Consider the following 24,812-nt stretch of genomic DNA (forward strand, 5'->3'; position numbering starts at 1 on the left):
CCCACCCCTGCACCTTCGAGCGCGCTCGAAGGCAAGTCGTCCTCAGAACAGGGTGAGGGGCTCCGCCGGCTCGGGCTCCGGCAGCGGTGCGAGCTGCGGCAGGCGCGCCCGGACCTCGTCGTGGAAGCGACGGGCGAGGGCGGGCGCGTCGGCGTTGTCCGGCGTGTGTACGAAGACCGTCGGCGACCGGCCCTCCCGCAGCCAGCCCGTCACGACGTCGAGCCAGGCCTGCCAGCCGTCGACCGTCCGGTCCGGGTCGTCGCGGCCGAGGTACCGCACGATCGGTGTCCCGGTCAGCGCTCTGGTCCGCCGCGGCACCCGCGGCTTCTTCGTCCACGCGTCGCGCTCGGCGTCGCTGGTCGGCGGGCTGGTGAAGAACGCGGTCGTGTCGAACGGCACCCACTCCGCCGCCACCGTCTCCAGGGCCGTCTCCAGCTCGCGGGCCGCCGCCCGGTCGGTGAAGAAGTCCAGGTGGCGGACCTCCACGGCGCACCGCAGCGACGGCGGCATCCGGCGCAGGAAGCGCTCCAGCACCGGCACGTCCCCCGACCCGAACGACGCGGGCAGCTGGATCCACACGGCGTGGGTGCGAGGGCCCAGCGGCTCGATCGCGTCGAGGAACGCGCGCACGTCGGCGCCGGCGTCGGTCAGGCGCCGTTCGTGGGTGACCCGCTTCGGCAGCTTCACCACGAACCGGAAGTCCGGCCCGGTCTGCCGCGCCCACGTCTCGACGGTATCCCTGGCCGGTGTGGCGTAGAACGTGGTGTTGCCCTCGACCGCGGTGCACCGCTCGGCGTACGCCCTGAGCCGCTCCTTCCCCGGCCACTGCCACGCCTTGTGCGTCCACATCGCGCACCCCACGTGCAGCTTCACGGGCAGTCCCCCAGCTGCCGCAGGTCCGCCCGGTCGACCTCGCGGGGCTCGTAGCCCTGGTGGAAGACCTGCTGAAGCCGCTTCGAGATGCACGGCACGGCCCGGCCGCCGATCGTGCCGATGGTGAGGTCGGCGCGCGGGTAGTCGAACCAGCCGCCGTCGAGCCCCTCCTGCCGACCTTCACCGTCTCCGGTGAAGGACACCGGGTGCAGGTCGACATACCCGCCGCCGGGGCCGGCGACCTCGACGCGGACGGGGCGCCAGTCAGTCTCGACCCGGTAGCCGAGCGCCTCGAGGGCCCGCAGCGCCTCGACCTCCCGGGCGGCGTCGACGGCGAGGTCGAGGTCCCGGTGCTCCCTCGTCTGCCGGCCGACCAGGGCGTCGATGCCCCAGCCGCCGGAGATCCAGTGCGGGCAGCCGGCCGCCTCGAGGGCGTCGAGCACCTCGCGCACCTGGGCCTCGTTCATCGCCGCTTGCGGGCCTTGGCGCCCGGCTGCTGCTGCTGCCTGGCGGGTCTTCTCCCGGCGGGTTGCTCCGGAGCGCGGCCGCGGGTGCTGTTCGCGGTGCGGCCACGGACGATGCCGATCATCTCCTCGACCAGGTCGGTGTGGCGGTCCCGCACCCAGGCCAGCCCGACGGACGACGTCGGGGCGTCGGTCAGCACGCGGTAGGTCAGGTCCTTGCGATGGTGCGCGCGGGCGAGGGACTGCGGCACCACCAGTACACCTGCCGAAGACGCGACCCATTCGACCGCGACGGCCGTCGTCTCCGGCCGCTCCGCCAGCACCGCCGCAGGCATCGACGGCCAGGTCAGGGTGTCGTCGAGCGGGCTCAGGAGGGTCTCGTCGGCCAGGTCGGCGACGGTCAGCTCCTCACCCGCGGTGAGCAGGTGGTCCTTCGGGACGACCACGACGGTGGTCTCGGTGTACAGCGGGATGGCGTGGAACGCGTCCGGATCGACCGGCAGGCGGACCAGCCCCGCGTCGGCACCGTCGAGCAGCAGCCCCGGCGCGTCCTGGGCCGGGACGGGCTCGACCAGCAGCTCCACGTCGGGCAGCCGCTCGGCCCACAGACGGGTCCACTTGTCCACGGTCACCCCCGGGACGACGAGCAGGCGAAACGGCGTGGGCATCCGGCCAGGGTACCCTTGGCCGCGTGAGCCCGAAGAAGTCCCAGGTGATGAAGCCCGCCACGGCGGCGCTGAAGCTCGACGTGTATCTGCCCGCGACCCCGCAGGAGTTCCAGGACGGGATGGTGTCCCGCGAGGAACTCGACGAGCTGCAGCGCAACCCCCCGCAGTGGCTCGCCGACCTGCGCAAGGACGGCCCGCACCCGCGCAACGTGGTCGCGGCCCGCCTGCGGGTGTCCAACAGCGGGCTGGCGCGCGGGGGCATCACCGACCCGCTCACGACCGCGCAGATCGCCGCCCTCGCCGCGGACCCGCCGGAGTGGCTGGTCAAGGAGCGCGAGATCCACGCGGAGAACAAGCGCGAGGAGCGCCGCCTGCAGGCCGCCCGCGAAGAGGCCGCCGCCGCGCCCGTCCAGCAGAAGGCGCCCGCCAAGAAGGTGGCGTCCGCGAAGAAGCCCGCCCCAAGGAAGGCCGCCCCGAGGAAGGCCGCCGCCGCGCGCCGCGGCCGGTAGCGCGGCTACGCGTCCAGCAGCTGCTCGCGCAGGATGTCGGCGTGGCCGCAGTGCTGGGCCAGCTCGCGCAGCACGTGCAGGTAGACCCAGCGCAACGGCAGCGACCCCCGGCGGTTGCCGGGCAGCAGGTCGTCCAGGTCGAGCCCCGCCGTCGCCCGCCGGGAGGCCGCACAGGTCTCCCGGAACGACGCACGCACGGTGGCGATCGTGTCCGTGTCGTCGAGGACGAAACTCTCGTCGGGTGTTTCCGGGATCCCGATCTCGGCCCGGGGGCGGCCGGTGACCGCCTCGTCGAACCACACCTTCTCGACGAACGTGACGTGCTTCACCAGCCCGAGCAGCGTCGTGCGGGACCGCACCAGCGACCGGCGCGCCTGCTCCTCGGTGAGCCCGTCGAGGCACGCGGCGAGCGCCTCGCGGTGCTCGTCGACGAACGCCTCCAGCTGCACCCGCATCGGGTCGTGAAAACCGGTCATCACACGACCTCCAGGCGGCACGGGAACGACGTCACGTCACAAGATCATAGCGGCGTCCCGGTCGTCCGGGGTTCCATGAGCGCCGCGCGGAGCCGGTCGTACGTCGGGGCGAGCGCGCGCAGCAGGGCGGCGGCCGCGGGCAGGTCGCCGGTGACCATCGGGTGTTGCAGGGCGCCGACGAGGCGGGCCTGGCCGGCGGCGATCCCCGCCGCGTCGGGGTAGCCGGCCAGGCGCAGGCAGTCGGCGGTGTCGCTGAGCCGGCGCGCGCCGACCCGGATCGCGAAGTGGATGAGGTGCTCGCGCAGCCCGCTGCCCGCGCCGGCCGCGACGAGCTCGGCGCACCGCAGCGCGGCCGCGGCGTTGGCGAGGCTGCCGGGCGGCATGCCGGCGCCGGCCCGCACCCCCAGCCACTCGACGGCGGCGGGGATGACGGCGCGGATCGCGTCGGCGTCGGTCACGTCGGCGACCTTCGTGAAGCCGGTGCGCATGGTGTACGGCTCGCCGTAGTCCACCGTCTCCGCCCGCCAGGCCGCCATGAAGTCGGCGACCGGCACCTGCGCGTACGGGTGGCCGTGCGGGTCGTGGACCAGGACCCGTTCGCCGTCCACGTCGAGGACGACGACGAAGTGGTCGGCGCCGATCGGCCCGGTCATCTCGGGCTGGTGCCGCAGGTGGCCCATCTCCAGCGGCCCCGCCCACACCGGGCCGTCCTCCACCGCGGCAGCCAGGCGGGCCAGCGCGGTGGCGGCGTCCCCTCCACTGTGGACGGCCGAGGTCCAGCCGAGCGCGTCCAGCGCCCGCCCGCAGCCGATGCCGGGGTTCCAGCCGTACGCGTCGAAGAACACCGTCGTGCCGGCGACGAGCTGCATGCCGAACGGGCCACCGGTGGTGACCTCGATGACCGCGGTCGGCGGCGCCGCCGCCCCCATCAGCATGGCGAACGAGTTGCTGTAGCAGTACGGGCCGTTGCCGACGTAGGGCACGTGACGCATGGATCGGTGCTCCTATGGTGAGACTGGGTATGCGACGTCGAACCGCGCGCCGGCGGTGCCCGGGTAGACCTCGTACGGGCGGCCGGTGGTCACCATCCCGGGCCGCGCGTCCGTCCACGCCTCGACGGCGTCGTACACGCGCAGGATCAGCGGATAGTCCTCCATCGGCGCCGGCACGGGCAGGTACGCCTCGGTGTGCGCCGGGATCAGCCGCACGTACAGGTCGTCGACCGGGTCGACGGGGCCGGTGCAGGCGACCGACACCTCCACCGGCGCCTCGCTGTCGGGCGTGACCAGCTCGTGGAAGCAGACCCGTCGCAGGCCGTCGGCGGGCAGCCCCGAGTCGCGCAGGTGCGCCCGGATGTCCCGCTCCGCGGTGCGGATCAGGTCCTTCAGCCCGCGGATGTCGACCTGCCGCCGGCGGCAGACGGCCCTGGTCGCGGCGACGTCCCGGAGCCGGACCGCTCCGGCGAGCGCGAGGTCCTCGCCGGAGCGGTCGACCGCCTCGACCACCGCGGCGCGCTCGTCGAGCCGGTCGCGCTGCGTGCGCAACCACCCCCGTAGCTCCAGCGCCCGCGCCTGCGCGGTGAGGTCGAGCAGGGCACCGATCTTCGCCAGCGGCAGCCCGAGCGACCGGAGCCTGGCGATCAGCCGGGCCCGGGGCAGCTGGTCCGGCCGGTAGTAGCGGTAGCCCGTCGCCGGGTCCACCTCGGCCGGGATGAGCAGCCCCTGCTCCGCGTACAGACGCAGGGCCTTCGGCGACAGCCGCGAGGCCGCCCCGAACTGCCCTGCCAGCAGGTGCTTTCCGTCCACGCCCCCGAGTCTGCGGCCTTCCCTTGGGGCAAGGTCAAGGACCCGCCGCCGCGTCAGCCGATGTACGCGAGCGCGAAGCCGATCGTGGGGATGCCGAACAGGATCGACACCACGGCCATCTTCGTGATCGTCGGGCGGCGGGTCAGGACCGCGTAGGCGGCGAGCAGGACCGGTGTCATCAGCAGCTGCGGCACGAGCGTCGAGCGCGGCACCAGCACGTCCAGCCATGCCAGCAGCACGCAGAACGCCAGCGCCGCCGCCCACAGCGCGACGCCGAGCCGGTGCGCGGACCGTGGACCGAACCGCACGGCGAACGTCGTGTCGCCCGCGCCCGTGTCGGCGGCCAGGTCGGTGACGGTGGTCGGCACGTACAGAGCGGCGGCGAAGAGCAGGCCGATCAGCCCGAACTGCCACGGGAACTCCCACGGCGGCCGGGTGATCGCCCAGCCCGCGGCCGGCGACACGACCCCGACGACCAGCGCGTTGACCGCGACGTCCCAGCCGGGCCGGGTCTTCAGCCGCAGCGGCGGCACGCTGTACGCCCAGCCGAGCAGCAGCACCCCGGCGACGCCGAGCACGAACAGCGGACCCACGTACAGGGCGGCCGCGACGCAGGTGACCGCCAGCCACCGGTACCACACCCGCAAACGCCTGGCGGAGACCGCTCCGGTGACCAGTGGGGCCGTCGCCTTGCGCGGGTTGTCGCGGTCGCTGCGCAGGTCCTGCAGGTCGTTCTGGGCCAGCACCGCGCCCCAGATGAGCGGCCCGAGCACAAGCAGCGCCACGAGCGCGCGCCCCCGGTCGGCCGGCGCGGGCAGCCAGTCGTGACCCGCCAGCACCGTGCCGAGGTACGCCGGCACCCACGACACCGGCCAGAACCATGGCCGCGAGACCGCGACCAGTACCGCGGCCGGACGTTCCAACACCGCCGTCATACCCCGATCATCGTCCTCGATCCCTGTGCCCGCACTGAGAGCCGCGTCATGCCGGGGGCCGCCGTGCCTCCGGGCTCAATGGCAGAACAGCCGGATTCCCGTCCGGACGAGGGTGATGCCGCGGCGGTCGCACTCGGCGGACACGTCGGTGGAGCGGATCGAGTCGCCCGGTTCGGCGATGTACCGCGCGCCGTGCCGGGCGGCGTGCTCCACGTTGTCGGCGAAGGGCAGCGCCCCGTCGGAGACGAACGCGATCCCGTCCCTCCCGGCCAGCCATGCCTCCCGGTCGTGGCGGGATTCAGCCGGTACGTGGCGGCCATGACCCCGTCGAGCGGACCCGCGGTTGCGGCCCCGGCGGGCGACACGTGCTTGAACGACGCCGCGACCGGCCCGCCGAGCGCGGCCGCTGCCTCCCGCACCAGCTGCCAGGCCCCGGCCGCGTCGAGCACGTTCACGAACGACGGCGCCCCGTGCAGGAACCGCAACGGCGGCCGCCCCGGGTCGATCGATGTCATCTTCGCGGGTCGCTGGTGCGGGTTCATGCCATGGCGCAGGTCCACCGTGCCTCCGTTTCGCAGGACGTCTGCTTCCCGGAGGCGCCCAGGCGGACGGCGCCACACCCATCGATCCGGCCGGTCCCCGGTGGTGTCCACCCGCGCCAGTAGCGGCCACCCGCAGCCTACCGGCCCTCGGCGGTGCGTTGTCACGGGCGAGCTCGCCAGAGGCGTGAGCGTGACCGCCTGCCCGAGCAACCCAATTCCGCGTGCTGTACGTGTCTATCGCGATGATGATGCGAATTCTGAGGCGCGGCCGGCGCCCGCACGACGACGAGTTCGTCGCGTACTACGCCGCCCGCGCCGGACACCTGAGAAACACCGCCTTCCTGCTGTGCGGGGACTGGCACCTCGCCGAGGACCTGACCCAGACGGTGTTCACGAAGCTGTACCGCGCGTGGGGCCGGATCGACCGGCACGACGTGCTCGACCAGTACGCGCGGCGGGTGCTGCTGCGGGCCTTCCTCGACGAGCGCCGGCGGCCGTGGCGGCGGGAACGCCCGACGCCCGACGACGAGGTGCTCGACGCGAGCGTCCCCGACCAGCGGGGCGTCGAGGACCGGCAGGTGCTCAAGCGGGCGCTGCTGCGCATCCCGAAAGGGCGGCGGGCGGTGCTGGTGCTGCGCTTCTGGGCGGACCTGTCGGTCGAGCAGGTCGCCGACGTGCTCGGCTGCTCCACCGGCACCGTGAAGAGCCAGACCGCCCGCGGCCTCGACAACCTGCGCGAGGTGCTCGGCGACACCCTCGAAGACCTCAGACCGACCAGCCCCGGAGGACTCCAGTGAACGACGTGAAGATGCTCTGCGACCTCGCCCTCGACGACGCGCCGCCGCTGCGTGAGGCGGAGCGGGTCCTCGCGGTCGCCGCCCGGGCCGCGAGGACCCGCGACCGGGTCGTCGCCGCCACCGCGGGTCTCGCCGGCGTGACGGTCGCGGCGGCCCTGGTCGCGCCCGCGCTGCTGCCGTCCCGCCCGACGGCCCCCGCGCCGTTCGTCGCCGTGCCCGCCGCGCAGCCCGCCGGCTCTCAGTTCGCGTCCGCGGCGCCGGTACCGTCGGCGCAGGCGCTCCCGACGCACGACCGCGCCGTGTACGACCTGCTCGTCGCGGCCCTGCCGGCGGGGTACTCGGGACACACCCAGTACCCGTTCGCCGGTCCGAGCACGCCGGCGATGCGCCTGGACTCGCCGACCGGTTCGGCGCTCGTGGTGATGTCCGCCCACGTCGTCGTCTCGGACGGGCACGGGGAGGGCTACCTCGGCGCGTACCTGGCGCAGACCAGCGAAACCGTGCCGCCCGGCGGCCTGTGCGCCCTGCCCGACGCGGGCCGCGAGTGCCGCGTCGTCGACGTCGCCGGCGTGCAGGTCGTGGTCTGGCTGGAGGACCACGGCGACGGCGGCGACGTCATCGTCGCCCGCCGCTACCTGCAGGGCGGCCACTTCAGCGTGGCCGCCCAGCGCACCGTCCCCGTCTACCCCCACGACACCGCCACCGACCGCAAACCCGCCCTGGACAAGGCGTTCCTCACCGCGGACCAGGTCGCGGCGCTGGCCGGCAACCCGGCGATGCTGCCCTGACGCCGTCCTAGCGAGGCAGACGCGTGGCGCCGGCGACCAGCCGGCGCCACGCCAGCTCCGCCCGCCTTCCCACGGCCTCAGCGCCGGTGCGGTCGCGCTCCCCGCAGCGCCGCCGGTCGTCGGTACAGTGGCGGCGTGCTGCGGCGTGAAGGTGACGTGCTGCTGGCGCCGTGCGCCCAGTGCGGCGGCACCAGCCGTAGCTGGCCGCAGGAGTTGGTCTTCTACGGGCACATCGAGTCGTCCATCTCGACGCAGTGCGACTGCGGCGCCGCGAGCGAGGCCTGCGGTCGGGGTCCGCTGACCGGAATCGCACGGGAGGCGCTCATCGCCCGCGTCGGGCTCGCCCGGGTGCACGCCGACCCCGAGGTCAACCGTCCGGTGCGGGTGCGCCTGCTCGCGGTGCTCCGCCGGGACGGGATGACGATCGCCGAGGCCGTCGACGCCTACGCGCGCCTGACGGGGGACGGCATCACCGGCACCCCGGCCGTGACGCAGTTGCTCGCCGACCGGCTGGCCGCGGCGGGCGGGGCGGTCACGACAGCTGCGGGTACACCATCCTGAGGTCGGCGGCGAGGGCCTGCTTGGCGCCGGTGGCGGCGTCGTCGACCAGGATCTCCAGGTCGCCCCGGGCGACGCCGTCGGCCACGGCGGTCGCGACGGCCGCGGGGTCGAGCTTCGGCACGTCCCAGCGGGACATCATGTCGGTGTCGGCGGCGCCGAGGTGGACGCCGGAGACCTGGGTGCCCTGGGCGGCGAGCTCGAGGCGGATGCCGTTGGTGAGGCTCCACTCGGCCGCCTTCGCCGCGGCGTAGGACGTGGCGTTGAGGAACGTGATCCACGACAGCACCGACAGGAGGTTGACGACGGCGCCGCCGCCGTTGGCGGCCAGGATCGGGGCGAAGGCGCGGACCACGCGGAGCGTGCCGAAGAAGTGCGTCTCCATCTCGAGGCGGATGTCGTCGAGGTCGCCGTCGACGAGGTTGGCGAACGTCGCCACGCCGGCGTTGTTGACCAGCAGCGTGACGTCGCCGGCCGCGGCCGCGGCGGCCTCCACCGATGCGGCGTCGGTGACGTCGAGCGGCAGGACCGTCGCTCCGGGCAGGTCGACGGATCGCGGGTCGCGGGCCGTCGCGTACACGGTCGCGCCGCGGGCGAGCAGTTCGCGGGCGATGTGCAGGCCGAGGCCGCGGTTGGCGCCGGTGACCAGCGCGACGGATCCTTCGATCTTCATGGTTACCTCCCGAAGTGGTCCGATCACGGTATGGCATCGACGCGCGGCTGGAGATCAGCCTTTGCGGCTACGGCGGATCGCCCAGAGGACGAGGGCGGCACAGACGGCCGTGAGCGTCAGCGTCGCGACGGTGACGGCGTTTTCGAAGCTGTGGGTCGCCGCGGCGCGGGTGCCGAAGTCCGTCAGCGGACCGGCGAGCACGGCGGCCACGATCGTGCCCGTGACGGCCATGCCGACGCTGCTCGCGACCTCCTGGCTGGTGTCGTTGAGCGCGGCGCCGATGGAGGTCTGGTCCTCGGGCAGCCCGCGCATGACCGTCACGGCGGCGATGATCATGACGACCCGCATGCCGGCGGCCGTCAGTACCAGCGCGGCGGCGATCCAGGCGTAGTGCTGCCGGCCGAGGAGACCGTAGATCAGCAGGCCCGCGATGACGGCGGCCGCGCCGACCGGGCCGGCCAGGCGGGCGCCGATCTTCTCGACGAACTTCTCCACGAACGGCCCGACCGCGAGCATGGTGACGATCTGCGGGAGGTTGCCGAGCGCGGCCTGCGCCGGCGACCAGCCCCAGACGAGCTGCAGCTGCAGCGAGACGCTGAAGGTGAGCACGGCGAGCCCGAGGCCGATCGCCGCCTGGTACGCGAGGCTGGCCGACACCGACGGGCGCTTGAGCAGGGCGAAGTCGAACATCGGGTGGGCGGTGCTGCGCTCCCGGATCACGAACCCGAGCGCGCTGAGCACGGCGCCCGCGCCGGCGAGCCACGGCTTCGCGTGACCCCAGCCCTCCTCGACCGCCAGGGTGGCCGTCCACAGGGCGAGGATGATCGTGGCCGTGCCGAGCAGGGCGCCGGGCAGGTCCAGCGGCGAGCGGTTGCGGTGCGCGGGGTCGTCGGCGGGGACGCCGAAGCGGATGCACGCGATCGCGAGCGCCGCGATCGGCACGTTGAGCAGCAGCAACGCCTGCCACGGCAGCACCTGGATCACCAGTCCGCCGACGGTCGGCCCCACGGCCAGGCCGACGAGGCCGACCGAGGAGATCAGGCCGGTCGCCCGCATCAGGAGGTTCTCCTGGTCGAACAGCCGGAAGCACAGCGCCATCGTCCCGGGTGCGGTCATGGCCGCGGTGACGCCGATGACCGCCCGCACCGCGACGAGTTGGCCCGGCGTGCGGACCGCCAGCACGGCGAGCCTGGCGAGCGCGAACAGGCCGAGTCCGATGAGCATGACCCGCCGGGTCCCGTACCGGTCGGCGATGGAGCCGAACGCGATCATCAGGCCGCCGAAGAGCAGCGAGTAGCCGGAGGTGATCCACTGCAGGTCGGCGGCGGAGGCGTGGAGGTCCCGCGTGATGGTGGGCAGCGCCACGTTCAGCACGGAGTTGTCGAGCATCTCCACCAGGAAGACGACCGACAGCCCGAGGATGGCGGGCCAGACCGCCCGCAGGGAGGTGGCCTGCCCCGGCTTGCGCACCTCGATGACGTCGACACTCATCTCGCACCCCCTTCTGGAATGTCATTCCATTACTCTCCGATTCTGGAATGACATTCCAGTCCGTGTCAAGATGGAGGCATGCCACAGACACCCGCCAAGGGCCGCACCGCACGACTGTCGAGGGAGGTGGTGGCCGCCGCCGCCGTCGAGCTGCTCGACGAGCACGGCGAGCGCGGGCTCACGTTCAAGCTGCTCACCGAGCGGCTCAAGACGGGTGCGGGCGCGCTGTACTGGCACGTGGCGAACAAGGACGACCTGGTCCGCCTCGCCGCCGACCGGGTCATGGGCGACGCGCTCACCGGCGGCGCCGACGCGTCGCTGCACACGCTGGCCCTCGCGATCTACGACACCTTCGAGCGGCACCCGTGGGCCGCGTCCCACATCGGCGTGGTCCCACCGCAGCCCAACGCGCTGCGCCTGCTGGACCGCATCGGCACGCTGGTCGCGAAGACCACGCTGCCGCCCGAGCGCCACTTCGTGACCGCCACGGCCATCTTCAACTTCGTCACCAGCGTCACCGCGCAGGAGAGCAGCAACGCCGCGACCGGCGCCCCCGGCGTGAGCCGGGACACGGTCCTGGCCGAGCTGGCGGCGCAGTGGGAGGCCCTCGACCCGGCCGCGTTCCCGTTCCTGACCCGCGCCGCCGCCGACCTGCGCGACCACGACGACCGCGACCAGTTCGTCGCCGGCCTCAACCTGCTCCTGGACGGCCTGCGCCTGCAGGAGCTCAAGCTCGACACCGCGACGGACCCCGACCGCCCCTGACCGCTCCCCTGACCACTCCCGGACCACTCCCGGACCGCTCCCGGACCGCGACGGGGACGGTGTCGCGGGGCTCCAGGAGCGCTCCAGTCCCGCTGCACCGGCCGCGAACAGGCTGGTCCGTGAGCCCGCGCCACGCGGGACGCTCACCCTGGAGGGCATCCATGGCACTGTTCGCCGTCTTCACGCACCAGCACCCCATCGGGATCAGCTCCGACGAGTTCCGGCACCGGCTGCCGGAGGGCTTCGGCTACATCCAGGGCCTGATCGACAAGGGCATCATCAAGCACAGCTGGATCGTCGTCGGCCAGTCCGGCGGGCTCAACATCTACGAGGTCGCCTCGCACGAGGAGCTCACCGACGTCCTGTACGGCAACCCGCTCTCCTCGCACCTGCGCCTCGAGGTGCTGCCGCTGTCGACGCCCGGCGGGTTCGACGTCGACGCGTTCGCCAACCGCGACCTCGCGCCCGCGGGCTGAGCCCGTGCGGGCGCTCGTCACGACCGGCGGGGGCGACGCCGCCCCCGCCGACGTCGGCGAACCGGACCCGGCGCCCGGGGAGGCCGTCGTCGCGGTGCACGCGGCCGGGCTCAACCGCGGCGACCTGACCGTGGCCGCGAGCCTGCCCGCCGGGTCGCGGCTCGGCTGGGACGTCGCCGGGGTCGTCGAGCGGGCCGCCGCCGACGGCTCCGGCCCGCCCGCCGGCGCGCGGGTCGTCGGGCTCGCGGGGCGGGACGGGTTCGCCGAGCGGGTCGCGATCCCCGCCGGCCATCTCGCCGCGCTGCCCGACACGGTCCCTGACACGACCGGCGCGGCGCTGCCGGTCGCGGGCCTCACCGCCCTCTACGCCCTGCGGCACGCCGGCTGGCTGCTCGGCCGGACGGTCCTGGTGACCGGCGCGGGCGGCGGCGTCGGCCGGGTCGCGGTGCAGCTCGCGGCAGCCGCCGGTGCGCGGGTCATCGCCCGGGTGGGCACGGCGGGCCGCGGCGACGGCCTGGCGAAGCTCGGTGCTGCGGCGGTCGGCCTGTACGGCGACACCATCGCCGAACCGGTGGACGTCCTACTCGACAGCGTCGGCGGCGCCGCCCTGGAACAGGCGTGGACGTCGGTCGCCGAGGACGGGGTCGTGGTCAGCTACGGCAACACGACCCGCGAGCCGCTGCGGCTCCCGCTGGACTGGGGCCGGCTCCGGCCGGGGGTGTCGCTGCGGTACCTGCACCTGTTCCAGGAGACGCGCCGGCAGCCGGTCGGCCGCGACCTCGCCACGCTCGTCGGCCTCGTGACGCAGGGCCGGCTCGACCCGCAGGTCGCGCTCACGACGCCGTGGTCCGACCCGGCACCGGCCTGGGACGCGCTGCGCGACCGGAAGGTCAACGGCAAGGCGGTCCTGCGCCTCGCGCTGTAGCGGGACTGCAGCGGGCGTCGACCGGCCGTTCGTAGCGTCGCTGCATGGCTACCTTCACCAGCTACGACGGCACGGTCCTGCACTACGAGTCGATCGGCGACGGGCCGCCGCTGGTCCTGGTCCCCGGCGGTCCGCGGGCCGCCGGGTACCTCGAGGACCTCGGCGGCCTGTCGGCGTCGCGGACCCTCATCCGCTACGACGCCCGGGGCACCGGCGCCTCGCCCCGGCCGGCCGACCCGGCCACCTACGCGTACCCGAGCCTCGCCCGGGACGTCGAGGCGCTGCGCGCCCACCTCGGCCTGGACCGCCTGGACCTCCTCGGCCACTCCGCCGGCTCGGTCGTCGCCAGCGCCTACGCCGCCGGGCACCCCACCCGGATCGACCGCCTGATCCTCGTCGCACCCAGCCCGCAGTTGTACGGCAAGGGCGGCGACGACGTGGGCGACATCCTCGCCACCCGCACCGACGCCCCCTGGTTCTCGTCGGTCAGCGACGCCGCGGGTGAGCTGCTGAGCCTGCCGCCGGACACCCCACCCGCCCAGGTGTTCGACGTCCTGGACCGCTACACCCCCGCCGCGTACGGCCGCTGGGACGCCCACCAGCAGGCCCACGCCGCGACGCAGCGCACCGGGTTCGCGCTGGACGCCTGGGCCGGTTTCTGGGCCGGCACCTCCACCGGCTGGGTCGACGACTTCGCCACCGTCCCGGCCCCGGTCCTGGTCCTCACCGGCGACCGCGACGCCCTCACCGGCGTCCGCATCGGCGACGTGGTCGCCGCCGGCCTCCCCCACGCCCGCCACGTCACCATCCCCGGCGCCGGCCACTACCCGTGGGTCGACGAACCCGCGGCGTTCGCGGCCGCCGTCGCCGGCTTCCTCGCCGCCTGACCGGTCGAGGGGCCGGCCCGAAACTGGTCGCGTCGGGCAGGGCCGGGCGGAACACTGCACGGGTGGGACTTCTCAACGGCCTGGCGGAGAACCCGGCCCTGCCGGCGGACCTGCTCGACGCGCTCATCGCCGCCGGTGACGACGAGCTGCTCGACGACCTGGCGTGGCGGGACGACCTGTCCGCCGCCCAGGTCCGCGCCATCGCGGCACGGAGCACCGACGCCGCCGTCTGTCTCGTCCACCATGGACACCTGCTGGCCGCCGACGTCGACGGGCGCGACGCGCGGATCGTCGCCGCGCTGCTGGACGCCACCGGGGCGCCGCCGGAGTGGGCACACGCGCACGCGGCGTCACCCGATCCCTGGATCCGCCAGCTGCTCGCGTCCGCCGCACACACGCCCGCCGAGGTGGTGGCGCAGCTCGCGGACGACCCCGAGAAGGACGTCGTCGACGAGGCCGCGAGGTCGCCCGCGATGACCGCGACGCTCGCCGAGCGGCTGGCCCGGCACCCGCACACCCGGGTCCGAATGGCATTGGCCACCAACGAGGCCACACCGGGCGGGATACTGGCGGCCCTGGCGCGAGACGGTGCCCGCCCGCCCGCCGAGGCCTGCCCCGGCTGCGACGGAACTCATCAACCCGCGGACTGGGAGGCCTGCGACGGCGGCCACGAGAGCGCGGTCCGCGGCATCCAGAGCATGGCGGCCGGGAACCGTTCCACGCCCGCGCCGGCCCTCGTGCTCCTCGCCCGGCATCCGGACTCCTGGGTCCGGTGGGCTGTCGCGGCCCGGCCGGACCTGCCGCAGGACGAGTACGCCCGCCTCGCCACCGACCCCGTGCCCGAGGTCCGCCACGCGATCGCCGCCAACCCCGCCGTCGACGTCGCCACGCTGCGGAGCATGGCCGCCGACCCGACGCCCGGCGTGCAGCAGTGCCTCATGCACAACCCGAACGTCCCGCTCGACATCCTCACCGGCCTCGCCGCCACCACCCGGACCGGACCGACGCCGCTGTCGCGCCTCGCCGCCGAGATCGAGGCGACACCGCCGCAGGCGCTCACCGCCGCAGGCGGGACCGGTCCGGCGGTCCTGCCGCGGATCGCCGGCGCCACGGCCGGCGAGCTGCGGGAGCTCGCGACGTCCAGGGTGCCGGCCGTCCGGATGCTCGCCGCGCGGCACCCCGGGCTGCCCGGCGACCTCGTCGACGCCCTCGCCGCGGACCCCGACGCGGCGGTGCTCCAGGCGGTCGCGCGCAACCCCCGCGTCTCCCCCGCCCGCATGCACGCCATGCTCACCGCCCACGGCGTACGGGTCGCCGGCGCGCTGGCCGGCAACCCCGCCTGCCCCGCGGACCTGCTGCTGCGGATCGCGACGCTGCGGCCGCCGGCGAAGCTCGCCCTCCGCGAGATCGCCAGGCATCCCAACGCCACCGGGCCCGCGCTCGCCGCGTGCCTGGCCGACGAAAAAGCCCGGCGGGCCGCGGCCCGGCACCCCGCCCTGGATGCCGGGACGCTCATCGCGCTCCTCGACGACGGGGTCGCCGAGGCCGCGGCCAACCCGTCCCTGCCGCGCGACGTCATGCGCGCGCTGATCCAGGCGCCGGTCAGCTGAACTTGGGCAGGACCTGCTCGCCGAAGAGGCGGATGGTGCGCTGCGACTCGGACAGGGGCATGTTGCCGGAGACGACCTGCAGGCTGATCGTCACGTCGCCGAACCAGTCGCGGATCGTGGTGACCCGGTCGACGACCTCGGCGGGGGTGCCGACGAGGGCCTTGTTGTCGCGCAGCGAGCTGTCGAAGTCCGCCGACGACACCTTCTGCACGATGTTCTCGTAGCCCTCGTAGCCGGAGCTGCGGGTGACGCCCCACGCCGAGACCGCCTCCAGGAGGCGGGCGTTCGTCCACTCGGAGTAGCGGCGGCCGTTGCGGTACGCCTCGCCGGCGTCCTCGGACAGGTAGCAGTTGTAGCTGAGGTGGATGTCCCCGCCGGCGGGGTCCAGACCCGCGGCGGCGCGGGCCGCGCGGTAGCCGGCGATCATCTCCTGGACCTTCTCCCGCTTGTTGATCGACGGTACGAGCAGCAGCCCGTAACCGTTGGCACCGGCGGACGCCGCGGACGACGGGGTGATCGCGGTGGCGACGAGGATCGGCGGGTGCGGCCGCTGGTAGGTCAGGGGCAGCAGCGTGACGGGTCCGAACCGGTGGAACTGCCCGTCGAACACGAGATCGGTCGTGGTCCACAGTTGACGGACGGCGGAGACGCCCTCGTCGAAGCGGGGGCGGCTCTCGTCCAGGGGGATGCCGAACGCGGCGAACTCGTCGGGCAGGAACGCGCGGCCGAAGCCGACGTCGAGCCGGCCGTGGGAGATGTTGTCGAGCATGGCGAGCTTGCCGGCCAGCTTGATCGGGTGCGTGAACGCCGGGATGACCGCGCCGGTGATGAGCCGGATCCGGGAGGTGCGGGCGGCCGCGGCGGCCAGGAAGGTGACCGGGTCGGGGCTGTAGCCGCCGTAGGCGAAGAAGTAGTGCTCGACCGTCTTCACGTGGTGGAAGTCGAGCTGCTCGGCGAGCTCGACCAGGGCGAGCGCGTCGTCGAAGTACTCGACCGCCGCCTTGTCCGACGGGCCGACGGTCGGGAACAGGTTGATACCGAAACGCATCGGAATCCTCTCAGGCGAGAGCGGGTTGCAGCGCGAACGCCGAAGCCAGCAGCTCGTAGGAGCGCAGCCGGTCGGCATGGTCGTGGATGGTGGCGAGCGCGATGACCTCTTCGGCGCCGGTCGCCTCGGTGATGGCCAGGATCTGGTCGCGGACACGGTCCGGTGTGCCGTGGACGTAGCGCGGGAACTCGAAGCGCTCCGCGCCGAGCGGGTCGTCGCCGTCGGCGAGCTCCAGCAGCGACTGCTCCGGGGTCGGCACGGGGCGCACGTCGTTGCGGGTGAGCCGCTTGCGGAACGCCCGCTGGGTGGCGTAGATGCGCTCGGCCTCGGCGTCGGTGCCGGCGCAGTAGACGCCGATGCCCAGGATCGCCTTGCCGGTGCCGCCGGTGCGGGCCTGGTGGTCGGCGAAGACGGCGCGGGTCGGGGCCGGGTTGATGAAGTGGGCGTAGGCGTAGGGCAGGCCCAGCTGGGCGGCGACGGCGCCGCTGCGCGGGCTGGAGCCGAGCAGCCACACCTCGGGGCGTCCGGTGCCGGTCGGGGTGACGACGATGTCGTGGAACGGGTGCCCGGGCGGGAAGCTCCCATCGAGGAACGCGAGCAGCTGCACGAGCTTGTCGTCGAAGTCGTCCGGCAGCGACGACGCGCCCCGCAGCGCGTAGGTCTCGATCGGGCTGGACCCCGCGGACCGGCCGATGCCGAGGTCGATGCGGCCCGGGTACAGGGCCTCGAGGGTACGGAAGACCTCGGCGACCTTGAACGGGCTGTAGTGGCTCAGCAGCACCCCGCCGGAGCCGACCCGGATCCGGCTGGTGCGGGCGGCGATCGCGGCGACGAGCACCTCGGGGGCGCTCCCGCCGTGGGAGTGCATCGCGTGGTGCTCGGCGACCCAGTAGCGGGTGTAGCCGAGCTGGTCGGCGAGCTCGGCGAGCTCGACCGTGTTGCGCAGGGCCTGCGCCGGTGACTGGCCGGTCCCGATCGGGGACTGGTCCAGGATGGACAGTTTCAAGTGCCGACCTCCTTGAGTGTGGTCGCGAGCAGGCGCGTCGCGTTGCGGTGCAGGGGGAAGTCGGCGGGGACCAGGCGGTGCCCGGTCAGCAGGGCGGTGACCCGAGCGGTGTAGGCCGCGAACCTCACCGCGGCGTGCACCCGGTGAAAGTTCAGGGCGTGCGGCACGCGACCGGTCCGGCGGGCCCAGTGGGCGACGGTCGTGGCGGCGTCCGGCAGCCCGGGAAGCCGCTCGGCGCCGATGCCTTCGCTGAGGTGCCGGTCCAGGTGCAGGAACCAGGCGAGGTCCGCCTCCGGCGCGCCGATCCCGGCCAGCTCCCAGTCGAGGACCGCCGCGACTGCGGCACCGTCGAAGACGATGTTGCCGAGCCGCGCGTCACCCCACAGCAGCACTGGCGGCCCGGCCTGCGCCGGCACGGTGGCCCGGAGCACACCGATCCCGGCCCGGATGTGCGGGTTCGTCGCGCAGCCGTAGAAGTCGAGGTCCGCGGCGAGCTCCTCGACCTGCGACGCGGGGCCGAGATCGAGCGGCAGCGGGGGCACGCGATGGATGCGGGCGAGCACCTCGACGGCGTTGCGCCACGCTGCCGCCCGCATGGGTGCGGGCGCGTCGTGCAGCCAGCCTTCGCGATGGTACGAGGGGAGGTCCGCCGGGACGACCCCGGCGACGTGGCCGAGCACGCAGAACGGCGCGCCGAGGACCTCCGGGTCGGGCTCGAAGCCGAGTGCTGGCGCGACCGGCACGTCGGTGCGCTCACCGAGGAGTCGCTGCACGTGGTACTGCTGCCAGAACCGCGGCCGGGGATGCAGCTGATAGGTGGTGGGCGCGACGCGCACGACCAGCCGTCGCCGGGCCGGACCCCCGGGGCCGGTCCAGGTGGCGTTGACGACCAGGTTCTCCGCGGAGAAGCCGGTCGACGGCGGCACCGTCACCGGCCCGAGCCGCAGGTCGGGCGCGCCGAACCGGCCGGCGAGCCACCCGGTGAGGGTCTTGCGCGTGACGTCGGGGTCACGGGCGACGCGGACGGCCACCGCCTCACTCCTTCCGCGCCGTGAGCAGGCTCGTGGTCGCGACGAGCGGGGCGTGCGACACGGTGGCGAACCCGGCGTCGGTGAACCAGGTCGCGGCGTCGGCGAAGGTGTACTCGGCGCCGCCGGCGGACCAGACGAGCATGTTGAGGCTGGCGAGGACGTTGGGCAGCTGCGGGCGGTCGGGGTCGAGCATCGGGTCGTAGACGAACGCGGCGCCGCCGGGCCGAACGGCGCGGAAGGCCGCCTGTGCGAGGAACCGGCGCCGCTCCACGGGCCAGTTGTGCAGCACATGTCCGAACAGCACCGCGTCGGCGGCCGGCAGCGGGTCGGTGAAGAAGTCCCCGCCGGCGAAGGTGACCCGGTCGTTGTCGACGACGTGCGCCTCGAAGGCCGGCCGTACGTCCGGCAGGTCGAACACGGTGACCCGCAGGTGCGGGTGCGCCTTGACCAGGTGCACGGCGATGTTGCCGCGGGCGCCGCCGACGTCGACGACGTGCTCGAAGCCGCTCCAGTCCAGCTCGGCGAGGGCCGCGCCGATCGGCGCGTTGAGCACGTCCATCGCGTCGAAGAACGCGGTCCGCGAGGTGGGGTCGGCGTGCACCGGCGCGTAGGGGTCGCCGGCGCCGGCCTGCGCGTTCGCGGGTTCGCCGGAACGGAGGCTGGTGGCCAGGCCGTCCCAGGCCGGGTGCAGCGTGTGGTCGAGGAAGTCCAGGAACCCGCCGAGGAACTCGGGCCTCCCGGGCACCAGGTAGCGGCCGGCGGCGGGACCGTTGTGGTAGCGGCCGTCGCGGCGCTCGACGAGCCCGAGCGCCTCCAGCCCGGCGAGCAGGTCGCCGGCGCCCTCCCGGTGCAGCCCCAGCCTCGCGCGGACCTCCTCGGCGGTCGCGGGCGCCTCGGCGAGGGCGCCGAAGACGCCGACGTCGGCGGCGGCGAACAGCAGCCGCGCGCGGCGGGCACCCGACGCGATGTCGAGGATCGGGGCGGGACTCAGCTCCACTGTGGACTCCCAGGTGTCGTCGGACGCGGCTCCCCCGACGCTAGGAGCGGCCACTGGAGCTGCCATGGAGCCCGGCTCCACTCCGGCCACGCCGCGCGAGACCCCAGCCACGCCGCACGAGACTCCGGCCGCGCCGCACGGGGCTCCAGCGGAGCTGGAGGGGGTGCGGTTAGACACGGACGCATGACGATCCTGTTGACCGGTGCCACGGGCACCGTCGGACGCGCGGTGGTGCGGCAGCTGCTGGAGGCGGGCGAGCCCGTGCGCGCCCTGACCCGGGACCCGGCACGGGCGGCGACGCTGCTGCCGGATGTCGAGCTCGTCGCCGGCGACCTGGGCGACCCGGACAGCCTCCCGTCCACGTTGGACGGTGTGGACCGGGTGTTCCTGCTGTCGGTGGGGCCGGACAAGGCCGTGCACGACGCGAACCTGGCGCGGGCCGCCGCGAAGGCAGGGGTGACCCGGCTCGTCGCGCTCTCGTCCCTCGCCGCCGAGGAGGACCCCGACGGGGTTCTGGGCCGCTGGCACGCCGACGGGGAGCGCGCCGTGCGGGACGCCGGGCCGGCCTGGACGATCGTCCGGCCCGGAGGGTTCATGTCCAACGCGTCGGAGTGGGCGCCGTCGGTGCGGCAGGCCGGCGTCGTCCGTGCGCCGTTCGGGGACCTGCGCGCGTCCATCGTGGACCCGCGGGACATCGCCGCGGTGGTGGTCGCGGCGCTCGGGGGCGGGCACGACGGTGCGGTGCTGCCGCTGAGCGGACCGGCGGCGATCAGCCCCGCCGAGCAGGTCGCGGTCCTCGCCGAGGTCCTGGACCGGCCGCTGCGCTTCGAGGAGCTCAGCCTCGAGCAGGCCCGGACTGCGATGGCCCGGCGGGTGCCCGCGGAGGTGGTCGACGCGGTGCTGTCCGCACGCGCGGTGGCCGGCCCATTCCGCGCAAGAGTCCTGCCGACGGTCGAGGACGTGACAGGCCGGGCGCCGCGCAGCTTCCGCCAGTGGGCCGAGGACCACGCCGACACCTTCCGTTAGAGACGGCCGTTCAGGGATGGCGGTGCCGGCCGGCGAGGCACGGCCGGCACCGGGCTGTGGAGCGATGGCACCGGGCACTCGCGTGCCCTGCCGGTCGCGGGCTGTCGCGGCCGGCGGCACCCGGCCCGGGAAGGCCGGCAGGACCCGGCCCGGGCAGGTCCGGGCGGGTCAGGACGCGGACTTGGCCGCGGCGGGCTCGGCGGCGGCGGGCCCGGAGGCCGGTTCGGCCGCCGGTTCGGGGGCCGCGGCAGGCGCCGGGGCCGGGCCGGGGGCCGCGATCGACGTGAGCGCGCCGACCACCGCGAACGCCGCACCGACCAGAAACGCCAGGCGGTACCCGGAGACGACCGCGTCGGCCTGTGCCGTGCCCGCGGCGAGCAGGTGCTGTGCCCGGGTCGCGCCGATCGTGGCGAGCACCGCGAGGCCGAGCGACCCGCCGACCTGCCGGGTGGTGTTGATGACGCCGGAGGCGAGGCCGGCCTCGTGCCGCGGGATGCCCGACGTGGCGGTGATGGCGAGCGGGGTCATCGCGATGCCCGCGCCGAGCGTCACCAGGATCATCGGCACGAGCAGGTCGGCGGCGTACGAGCCGCGGACCGGGATCACCGACAGCCAGGCGAGGCCGATCCCGGACAGCAGCGGCCCGCCGATCAGCAGCGGCCGGACGCCGACCCGCTTGAGCAGCACCGGCCCGGCGTAGGCACCGGCCGTCATCGCGATCGCGCCGGGCAGGAACGCCAGCCCGGCGGCGAGGGCGTCGTAGCCGAGGACGTTCTGCATGTACAGCGACAGGAAGAAGAAGTGGGCGATGACGGCGCACCCGAGCCAGAACATGACGAGGTTGGCCACGGTGATGCCGCGGGAGGCGAACAGCCGCAGCGGCACGACCGGGGCCTCGGCGACCTTCGCCTCGTGCAGGACGAACCAGGCGAGCAGCACGACGCCGACGGCGAGCGGGCCGAAGGTGACCGGGTCGCCCCAGCCGTGGGCCTGGCTGTTGACCGTGCCGTACACGACGGCGACGAGACCGGCGGTGACCAGCAGCGAGCCGAGCAGGTCGAGACGGCGCGGGCCGGCGGCCGGGTCGGGGCGGCCCAGGGGCAGCACCCGCAGCGACGCGACGATCGCGGCGAGGCCGATCGGCACGTTGACGAACAGGATCCAGCGCCAGTTGATGAGGTCGGTGAGCACGCCGCCGAGCAGCGAGCCGATCGCGGCACCGCCGCCGGAGACCGCGCTCCAGGCCGCCATCGCCCTGGCGCGCTTCGGCGCCTCGACGAAGGTGGTGGTGAGCAGCGTCAGCGTGGCCGGCGACAGGATCGCGCCGCCGAGGCCCTGCGCGCCGCGGGCGATGATGAGGGTGAGCTCGTCCTGGGCGAGGCCGCCGACGAGGCTCGCGACGGTGAAGAGCACCAGGCCGGTGATGAACATGCGGCGCCGGCCGAAGAGGTCGGCGGCCCGTCCGCCGAGCAGCAGGAAGCCGGCGAAGGTCAGCGTGTAGGCGTTGACGACCCACTGCAGGCCGGAGTCGCTGAAGCCGAGGTCCGCCCGGATGGCGGGCAGTGCGACGTTCACGATCGACACGTCGAGCACCACCATCACCTGCCCGAGGCAGAGCAGCGACAGCACGGCCCAGTCCGGTCCACGGTGCCCGGTCTCCCCCGGTGGGGCCTCGGCGACTGCCATGATCACTCCCGTTGGTTCAGTTGGACTTGATAGTCCATTACGTTAGACCTACGCGTCTAGTAGGGCAAGCATGGTGCAGCGTGACTCCAGGGCGACTGGAGGGGAACGGTCCAGGGTCGGTCCATGACCACCGTCGTGTTCGTCAACACGTTGCGGCTCACCGGGCCCGCCGAGGACCTCGAACGGCTCTACGCCGGCGTCGCCGCGTTCTTCCGTGCCCAGCCGGGCCTGGTCCGCTACCAGTTGGTGCGCTCCACCACCGACCCCGACGTCTACGTCAACATCGCCGAGTGGCGCGACCTCGCCGCGTTCCGGACCGCCACGTCGCAGGAGGCCTTCCGCACCGCGCTGCGGGTCTCCACCGTCTCCACCGGCGACCCGCACGTCTGCGAGGTCGTCGCCGCCGGCACAGGGCCGGCGTGAAGCGGCCTGATGCCGGACCTGGGGCCGCCACGGCGGAGGTGACGGCATGGCGCTGATCGAGGTGGGCGACGGCGTGCACGCGTACGTGCAGCCGGACGGCGGCTGGTGCGTCAACAACGCCGGGCTCGTCCACGACGGCACCGCCGCGCTGCTCGTCGACACCGCCGCGACCCTCGCCAGGGCATTGGCGCTGCGCGACGCGGTGCGGCGGGTCACCCCGGCACCGCCGGGCGTCGTCGTCGACACCCACCACCACGGCGACCACACCCTCGGCAACGCCGTCTTCGCCCCGCCCGCCACGATCGTCGCCCACGCCACGGCCCGCGCGGACATGGCGGCCCGCGGCACCGCGCTGCGCCAGGTCTGGCCCGGCGTCGACTGGGGCGACCAGCCGCTGCTCCTGCCGGACCTGACGTTCACCGACCGGCTCACCGTCCACGTCGGACGGACCGAGGTGCGCCTGTGGCACCCGGGCCCGGCCCACACCACCGGCGACGTCGTCGCGTGGCTGCCCGTGCAGCGCGTGCTCTTCACCGGCGACGTGGTCATGCCGGGGCACACGCCGTTCGTGCTGATGGGCTCCGTCCACGGCAGCCTGCACGCCGTCGCCGCCCTCGCCGCACTGGAGCCCGAGGTGGTCGTCGGCGGGCACGGCCCGGTCGCGGGCGCCGCGGCCCTCGACGCGACGACGGCCTACCTGCGCTGGCTCGACGACCTCGCCGACCGCGGCCTCGCCGCCGGCCTCACCCCGCTGGAGGCGGCCCTGGAGGCCGACCTCGGCGAGTTCGCCGGCTGGGGCGAGCCGGAGCGTCTCGTGGCCAACCTCCACCGCGCCTACGCCGAACGCACCGGCACTCCCGCCGGCGCCTACCTGCCCTCCGCCCCCGTCTTCGCCGAGATGGCGAGCTGGAACGGCGGGCCCCTTCCCTGCGCCGCCTGAGGCGTGCCTGCCGGGTGGGGTCCGCTGCGGCTCGACCCCACCCGGCAGACGCGCCCGGGGCTCAGCAGGTGAGGTTGCCGCCGGCGGGGACGCCGAGGATGGCGGTGAACTGGTTGTACAGGTTGACCCGGCTCTGCACCTGACCCGGGTTGCCGCCGTTGCACTCGATGCTGTTGATCGCCCGGATCGTGGTGCCGAAGCCCTGGCCGTTGACCATGGCGTTGTGCGAGGTCGTGCCGGCGTTGCCGGTGCCGGTCATCCAGTACCAGAGGCCGGTCTGCCAGGAGATCGACGAGTTGGTGGCGACCAGGTCCGGGTTGTTGAGCAGGTCGACGCCGAGCGCGTCGCCCGCCGCCTTGTAGTTGAAGTTCCAGCTGAGCTGGATCGGGCCGCGGCCGTGGTACGCGGACTGGCCGGCCGGGCAGCCGTAGGGCTGGCTGTAGTCGCAGTAGTGCGGCCAGTTGGCGGTGTTGATCTCGTTGATGTAGACGAGGCCGCCGGTCTCGTGGCCGACGTTGGCCAGGAACGCGGCCGCCTCCTGGCGCTTGACGGTGTCACTGCCGGTCTTGGCGAAGGCGGGGTACTTCGCCATCGCGTCGGTCAGGCCGGCGTAGGTGTAGAAGCCGTTCCGGCTCGGGAACATCTGGTTGAACTGCGCCTCGCTGACCACGAACCCGGTGGTGCCGCCACCACCGCCACCGCCACCGCCGGAGCACGCGTACGGGCTCCAGAACCACGTGCTGATCGTCGGGTCGTAACCGGGGTTCTCATGGGTGGCCTGGTAGTAGAGCCCGTTGGTGTAGCGCACGATCGCGCCGACCGCGTAGTACTGCCCGGCGACCCAGGCGGGGTAGTTGCAGGCCGTGCCGCCACCGCCACCGCCGCCGGACCCGCCGCACGAGCCGTTGTCGGCCCACACGCCGGAGCCACCGGTGCTCGGCGCCTCGTACTGCGTCCACCACTTGGCGGTCCAGTTGTGGCTGTTGTACGAGACCTGCATGCCGCCGGTGTAGACGGCGGAGTTGTTGTACGCGGCGGCGCAGGCGGTGGCCGCGTTGGACGCGGTCGCCGGCAGGATCGCGGCACCGGCGGCGGCCAGCGCTATGCCGGCCGCGGCGAGGAGCGCAAGAACACGTGGTCTGGGCATGGGGGGTCACCTTCCGACCATGGGGCTACCACAGATGGACGTCTGTCCATGCCTATTTGTAAACAAAACTTCTTCAGTTGTAAATACTGTTGCCAGAAGCGTCTATGGTTGCCTGCGATTCGTGTCCGCCAGCCGACAGCGGCGGTCCGGGGTGGCAGGGACAGCCGTCCCTGGTGCCCGGGCCCACTCCCCGCTCAGGGTCGGGCTGGCCTGCGGCGAGCGGCGCCCGACCGGGCACGCCGCCGCGGCCGGAAGGGAAACACGAT

General features: G+C 74.0%; 28 protein-coding genes and 1 pseudogene. 12 read left to right on the forward strand and 17 right to left on the reverse strand.

What is annotated here, in order from left to right:
* Positions 1-42: 42 nt before the first annotated feature.
* The 3 genes from ABZ321_RS24200 to ABZ321_RS24210 are packed head-to-tail and all read right to left on the reverse strand — an operon-like array spanning position 43 to position 2,005.
* Positions 43-849, reverse strand: coding sequence for a DUF72 domain-containing protein (locus ABZ321_RS24200; protein ID WP_354895168.1), 807 nt, complete (start codon positions 847-849; stop codon positions 43-45).
* Between the two features lie 20 nt (positions 850-869).
* The gene (locus tag ABZ321_RS24205) at positions 870-1,340 is read right to left on the reverse strand and encodes an aminoglycoside adenylyltransferase (protein WP_354894809.1); all 471 of its coding nucleotides are present in this window, start codon (positions 1,338-1,340) and stop codon (positions 870-872) included.
* Positions 1,337-2,005: a LysR family transcriptional regulator substrate-binding protein gene (locus ABZ321_RS24210; protein WP_354894812.1), complete on the reverse strand. Its 669-nt coding sequence runs from the start codon at positions 2,003-2,005 to the stop codon at positions 1,337-1,339. Before ABZ321_RS24210 ends, ABZ321_RS24205 begins: the two co-directional genes overlap by 4 nt.
* A 23-nt stretch (positions 2,006-2,028) precedes the next feature.
* Here ABZ321_RS24210 and ABZ321_RS24215 point away from each other — a divergent pair, with 23 nt between their 5' ends.
* The gene (locus tag ABZ321_RS24215) at positions 2,029-2,514 is read left to right on the forward strand and encodes a DUF5997 family protein (RefSeq protein WP_354894815.1); all 486 of its coding nucleotides are present in this window, start codon (positions 2,029-2,031) and stop codon (positions 2,512-2,514) included.
* A 5-nt stretch (positions 2,515-2,519) separates the two neighbouring features.
* Here the strand turns inward: ABZ321_RS24215 and ABZ321_RS24220 are convergent, their stop codons facing one another.
* From ABZ321_RS24220 to ABZ321_RS24245, 6 genes and pseudogenes are all read right to left on the reverse strand, one after another.
* Entirely contained in the window at positions 2,520-2,990 is a 471-nt protein-coding gene (locus ABZ321_RS24220; RefSeq protein ID WP_354894818.1) for a DinB family protein, read from the reverse strand.
* 44 nt (positions 2,991-3,034) lie between these two features.
* Positions 3,035-3,982 carry a hypothetical protein gene (locus ABZ321_RS24225; RefSeq protein WP_354894821.1) on the reverse strand — a complete coding sequence of 316 codons (948 nt, stop codon included), beginning with the start codon at positions 3,980-3,982 and terminating at the stop codon, positions 3,035-3,037.
* 12 nt (positions 3,983-3,994) lie between these two features.
* Complete coding sequence (locus ABZ321_RS24230; RefSeq protein WP_354894824.1) at positions 3,995-4,795, reverse strand: MerR family transcriptional regulator; 801 nt, start codon at positions 4,793-4,795, stop codon at positions 3,995-3,997.
* 53 nt (positions 4,796-4,848) lie between these two features.
* Entirely contained in the window at positions 4,849-5,730 is an 882-nt protein-coding gene (locus tag ABZ321_RS24235; protein WP_354894826.1) for a prenyltransferase, read from the reverse strand.
* A gap of 75 nt (positions 5,731-5,805) precedes the next feature.
* Positions 5,806-5,943: a hypothetical protein gene (locus tag ABZ321_RS24240; RefSeq protein ID WP_354895176.1), complete on the reverse strand. Its 138-nt coding sequence runs from the start codon at positions 5,941-5,943 to the stop codon at positions 5,806-5,808.
* A 128-nt stretch (positions 5,944-6,071) separates the two neighbouring features.
* A pseudogene (locus ABZ321_RS24245) lies at positions 6,072-6,437 on the reverse strand (hypothetical protein); the annotation flags it as partial.
* 83 nt (positions 6,438-6,520) lie between these two features.
* On the opposite strand from ABZ321_RS24245, the gene ABZ321_RS24250 reads away from it, so the two are divergent.
* From ABZ321_RS24250 to ABZ321_RS24260, 3 genes are all read left to right on the forward strand, one after another.
* On the forward strand, positions 6,521-7,069 hold the full coding sequence (locus tag ABZ321_RS24250) for a SigE family RNA polymerase sigma factor (RefSeq protein WP_344511004.1): 549 nt from the start codon (positions 6,521-6,523) through the stop codon (positions 7,067-7,069).
* Complete coding sequence (locus ABZ321_RS24255) at positions 7,066-7,857, forward strand: hypothetical protein (RefSeq protein WP_354894829.1); 792 nt, start codon at positions 7,066-7,068, stop codon at positions 7,855-7,857. The genes ABZ321_RS24250 and ABZ321_RS24255 overlap by 4 nt, the downstream gene beginning before the upstream one ends.
* 135 nt (positions 7,858-7,992) lie before the next feature.
* On the forward strand, positions 7,993-8,418 hold the full coding sequence (locus ABZ321_RS24260) for a hypothetical protein (RefSeq protein ID WP_354894832.1): 426 nt from the start codon (positions 7,993-7,995) through the stop codon (positions 8,416-8,418).
* Here the strand turns inward: ABZ321_RS24260 and ABZ321_RS24265 are convergent.
* Together ABZ321_RS24265 and ABZ321_RS24270 are read right to left on the reverse strand one after the other, a co-directional pair.
* On the reverse strand, positions 8,390-9,088 hold the full coding sequence (locus tag ABZ321_RS24265; protein WP_354894835.1) for an SDR family oxidoreductase: 699 nt from the start codon (positions 9,086-9,088) through the stop codon (positions 8,390-8,392). The two genes, ABZ321_RS24260 and ABZ321_RS24265, sit on opposite strands and share 29 nt — an antisense overlap.
* Before the next feature lie 54 nt (positions 9,089-9,142).
* Positions 9,143-10,579, reverse strand: coding sequence for an MFS transporter (locus ABZ321_RS24270; RefSeq protein ID WP_354894837.1), 1,437 nt, complete (start codon positions 10,577-10,579; stop codon positions 9,143-9,145).
* 78 nt (positions 10,580-10,657) lie between these two features.
* Here ABZ321_RS24270 and ABZ321_RS24275 point away from each other — a divergent pair, with 78 nt between their 5' ends.
* From ABZ321_RS24275 to ABZ321_RS24295, 5 genes are all read left to right on the forward strand, one after another.
* The gene (locus ABZ321_RS24275) at positions 10,658-11,344 is read left to right on the forward strand and encodes a TetR/AcrR family transcriptional regulator C-terminal domain-containing protein (protein ID WP_354894840.1); all 687 of its coding nucleotides are present in this window, start codon (positions 10,658-10,660) and stop codon (positions 11,342-11,344) included.
* Between the two features lie 161 nt (positions 11,345-11,505).
* On the forward strand, positions 11,506-11,820 hold the full coding sequence (locus ABZ321_RS24280) for a muconolactone Delta-isomerase family protein (RefSeq protein WP_354894843.1): 315 nt from the start codon (positions 11,506-11,508) through the stop codon (positions 11,818-11,820).
* A gap of 4 nt (positions 11,821-11,824) precedes the next feature.
* The gene (locus tag ABZ321_RS24285) at positions 11,825-12,745 is read left to right on the forward strand and encodes a zinc-binding dehydrogenase (RefSeq protein ID WP_354894845.1); all 921 of its coding nucleotides are present in this window, start codon (positions 11,825-11,827) and stop codon (positions 12,743-12,745) included.
* 44 nt (positions 12,746-12,789) lie between these two features.
* The gene (locus ABZ321_RS24290; protein WP_354894848.1) at positions 12,790-13,632 is read left to right on the forward strand and encodes an alpha/beta hydrolase; all 843 of its coding nucleotides are present in this window, start codon (positions 12,790-12,792) and stop codon (positions 13,630-13,632) included.
* Positions 13,633-13,694: 62 nt separating this feature from the next.
* Positions 13,695-15,242, forward strand: coding sequence for a hypothetical protein (locus tag ABZ321_RS24295; RefSeq protein ID WP_354894851.1), 1,548 nt, complete (start codon positions 13,695-13,697; stop codon positions 15,240-15,242).
* Here the strand turns inward: ABZ321_RS24295 and ABZ321_RS24300 are convergent.
* Genes ABZ321_RS24300 through ABZ321_RS24315 form a run of 4 tightly spaced genes read right to left on the reverse strand, consistent with a single transcriptional unit; the run spans position 15,235 to position 19,390 of the window.
* Positions 15,235-16,290 (reverse strand): LLM class flavin-dependent oxidoreductase, encoded by a 1,056-nt coding sequence (locus tag ABZ321_RS24300; RefSeq protein WP_354894854.1) that lies wholly within the window; start codon positions 16,288-16,290, stop codon positions 15,235-15,237. The two genes, ABZ321_RS24295 and ABZ321_RS24300, sit on opposite strands and share 8 nt — an antisense overlap.
* Before the next feature lie 10 nt (positions 16,291-16,300).
* Complete coding sequence (locus ABZ321_RS24305) at positions 16,301-17,296, reverse strand: LLM class flavin-dependent oxidoreductase (protein WP_354894857.1); 996 nt, start codon at positions 17,294-17,296, stop codon at positions 16,301-16,303.
* Positions 17,293-18,327: a phosphotransferase family protein gene (locus ABZ321_RS24310; protein ID WP_354894860.1), complete on the reverse strand. Its 1,035-nt coding sequence runs from the start codon at positions 18,325-18,327 to the stop codon at positions 17,293-17,295. The genes ABZ321_RS24305 and ABZ321_RS24310 overlap by 4 nt, the downstream gene beginning before the upstream one ends.
* A 4-nt stretch (positions 18,328-18,331) precedes the next feature.
* A complete protein-coding gene (locus ABZ321_RS24315) occupies positions 18,332-19,390 on the reverse strand; it encodes a methyltransferase (RefSeq protein WP_354894863.1) in 1,059 nt (352 codons plus the stop codon).
* A 117-nt stretch (positions 19,391-19,507) separates the two neighbouring features.
* Here ABZ321_RS24315 and ABZ321_RS24320 point away from each other — a divergent pair, with 117 nt between their 5' ends.
* Positions 19,508-20,350 (forward strand): NAD(P)H-binding protein, encoded by an 843-nt coding sequence (locus tag ABZ321_RS24320; protein ID WP_354894866.1) that lies wholly within the window; start codon positions 19,508-19,510, stop codon positions 20,348-20,350.
* 168 nt (positions 20,351-20,518) lie between these two features.
* On the opposite strand, the gene ABZ321_RS24325 is transcribed toward ABZ321_RS24320, so the two are convergent.
* Positions 20,519-22,036, reverse strand: a complete 1,518-nt coding sequence (locus tag ABZ321_RS24325; RefSeq protein ID WP_344511034.1) for an MFS transporter — start codon at positions 22,034-22,036, stop codon at positions 20,519-20,521.
* Between the two features lie 123 nt (positions 22,037-22,159).
* On the opposite strand from ABZ321_RS24325, the gene ABZ321_RS24330 reads away from it, so the two are divergent.
* On the forward strand, positions 22,160-22,459 hold the full coding sequence (locus ABZ321_RS24330; protein WP_344511036.1) for an antibiotic biosynthesis monooxygenase family protein: 300 nt from the start codon (positions 22,160-22,162) through the stop codon (positions 22,457-22,459).
* Positions 22,460-22,505: 46 nt separating this feature from the next.
* Positions 22,506-23,399, forward strand: coding sequence for an MBL fold metallo-hydrolase (locus ABZ321_RS24335; protein WP_354894871.1), 894 nt, complete (start codon positions 22,506-22,508; stop codon positions 23,397-23,399).
* A 61-nt stretch (positions 23,400-23,460) separates the two neighbouring features.
* On the opposite strand, the gene ABZ321_RS24340 is transcribed toward ABZ321_RS24335, so the two are convergent.
* Positions 23,461-24,546 (reverse strand): glycoside hydrolase family 19 protein, encoded by a 1,086-nt coding sequence (locus tag ABZ321_RS24340; RefSeq protein ID WP_354894874.1) that lies wholly within the window; start codon positions 24,544-24,546, stop codon positions 23,461-23,463.
* Positions 24,547-24,812: the final 266 nt, after the last annotated feature.

This window comes from Dactylosporangium sp. NPDC006015 (genome assembly GCF_040614215.1).
In the GTDB taxonomy this organism is placed as follows: Bacteria; Actinomycetota; Actinomycetes; order Mycobacteriales; family Micromonosporaceae; genus Dactylosporangium; species Dactylosporangium maewongense.

Excerpts from the sequence above, each read along its gene's own strand:
- ABZ321_RS24200 (WP_354895168.1), bottom strand. The coding sequence starts at position 849 with ATGTGGACGCACAAGGCGTGGCAGTGGCCGGGGAAGGAGCGGCTCAGG.
- ABZ321_RS24205 (WP_354894809.1), bottom strand. The coding sequence starts at position 1,340 with ATGAACGAGGCCCAGGTGCGCGAGGTGCTCGACGCCCTCGAGGCGGCC.
- ABZ321_RS24210 (WP_354894812.1), bottom strand. The coding sequence starts at position 2,005 with ATGCCCACGCCGTTTCGCCTGCTCGTCGTCCCGGGGGTGACCGTGGAC.
- ABZ321_RS24220 (WP_354894818.1), bottom strand. The coding sequence starts at position 2,990 with ATGACCGGTTTTCACGACCCGATGCGGGTGCAGCTGGAGGCGTTCGTC.
- ABZ321_RS24225 (WP_354894821.1), bottom strand. The coding sequence starts at position 3,982 with ATGCGTCACGTGCCCTACGTCGGCAACGGCCCGTACTGCTACAGCAAC.
- ABZ321_RS24235 (WP_354894826.1), bottom strand. The coding sequence starts at position 5,730 with ATGACGGCGGTGTTGGAACGTCCGGCCGCGGTACTGGTCGCGGTCTCG.
- ABZ321_RS24250 (WP_344511004.1), top strand. The coding sequence starts at position 6,521 with ATGCGAATTCTGAGGCGCGGCCGGCGCCCGCACGACGACGAGTTCGTC.
- ABZ321_RS24265 (WP_354894835.1), bottom strand. The coding sequence starts at position 9,088 with ATGAAGATCGAAGGATCCGTCGCGCTGGTCACCGGCGCCAACCGCGGC.
- ABZ321_RS24270 (WP_354894837.1), bottom strand. The coding sequence starts at position 10,579 with ATGAGTGTCGACGTCATCGAGGTGCGCAAGCCGGGGCAGGCCACCTCC.
- ABZ321_RS24275 (WP_354894840.1), top strand. The coding sequence starts at position 10,658 with ATGCCACAGACACCCGCCAAGGGCCGCACCGCACGACTGTCGAGGGAG.
- ABZ321_RS24280 (WP_354894843.1), top strand. The coding sequence starts at position 11,506 with ATGGCACTGTTCGCCGTCTTCACGCACCAGCACCCCATCGGGATCAGC.
- ABZ321_RS24290 (WP_354894848.1), top strand. The coding sequence starts at position 12,790 with ATGGCTACCTTCACCAGCTACGACGGCACGGTCCTGCACTACGAGTCG.
- ABZ321_RS24300 (WP_354894854.1), bottom strand. The coding sequence starts at position 16,290 with ATGCGTTTCGGTATCAACCTGTTCCCGACCGTCGGCCCGTCGGACAAG.
- ABZ321_RS24315 (WP_354894863.1), bottom strand. The coding sequence starts at position 19,390 with ATGGCAGCTCCAGTGGCCGCTCCTAGCGTCGGGGGAGCCGCGTCCGAC.
- ABZ321_RS24320 (WP_354894866.1), top strand. The coding sequence starts at position 19,508 with ATGACGATCCTGTTGACCGGTGCCACGGGCACCGTCGGACGCGCGGTG.
- ABZ321_RS24325 (WP_344511034.1), bottom strand. The coding sequence starts at position 22,036 with ATGGCAGTCGCCGAGGCCCCACCGGGGGAGACCGGGCACCGTGGACCG.
- ABZ321_RS24330 (WP_344511036.1), top strand. The coding sequence starts at position 22,160 with ATGACCACCGTCGTGTTCGTCAACACGTTGCGGCTCACCGGGCCCGCC.
- ABZ321_RS24335 (WP_354894871.1), top strand. The coding sequence starts at position 22,506 with ATGGCGCTGATCGAGGTGGGCGACGGCGTGCACGCGTACGTGCAGCCG.
- ABZ321_RS24340 (WP_354894874.1), bottom strand. The coding sequence starts at position 24,546 with ATGCCCAGACCACGTGTTCTTGCGCTCCTCGCCGCGGCCGGCATAGCG.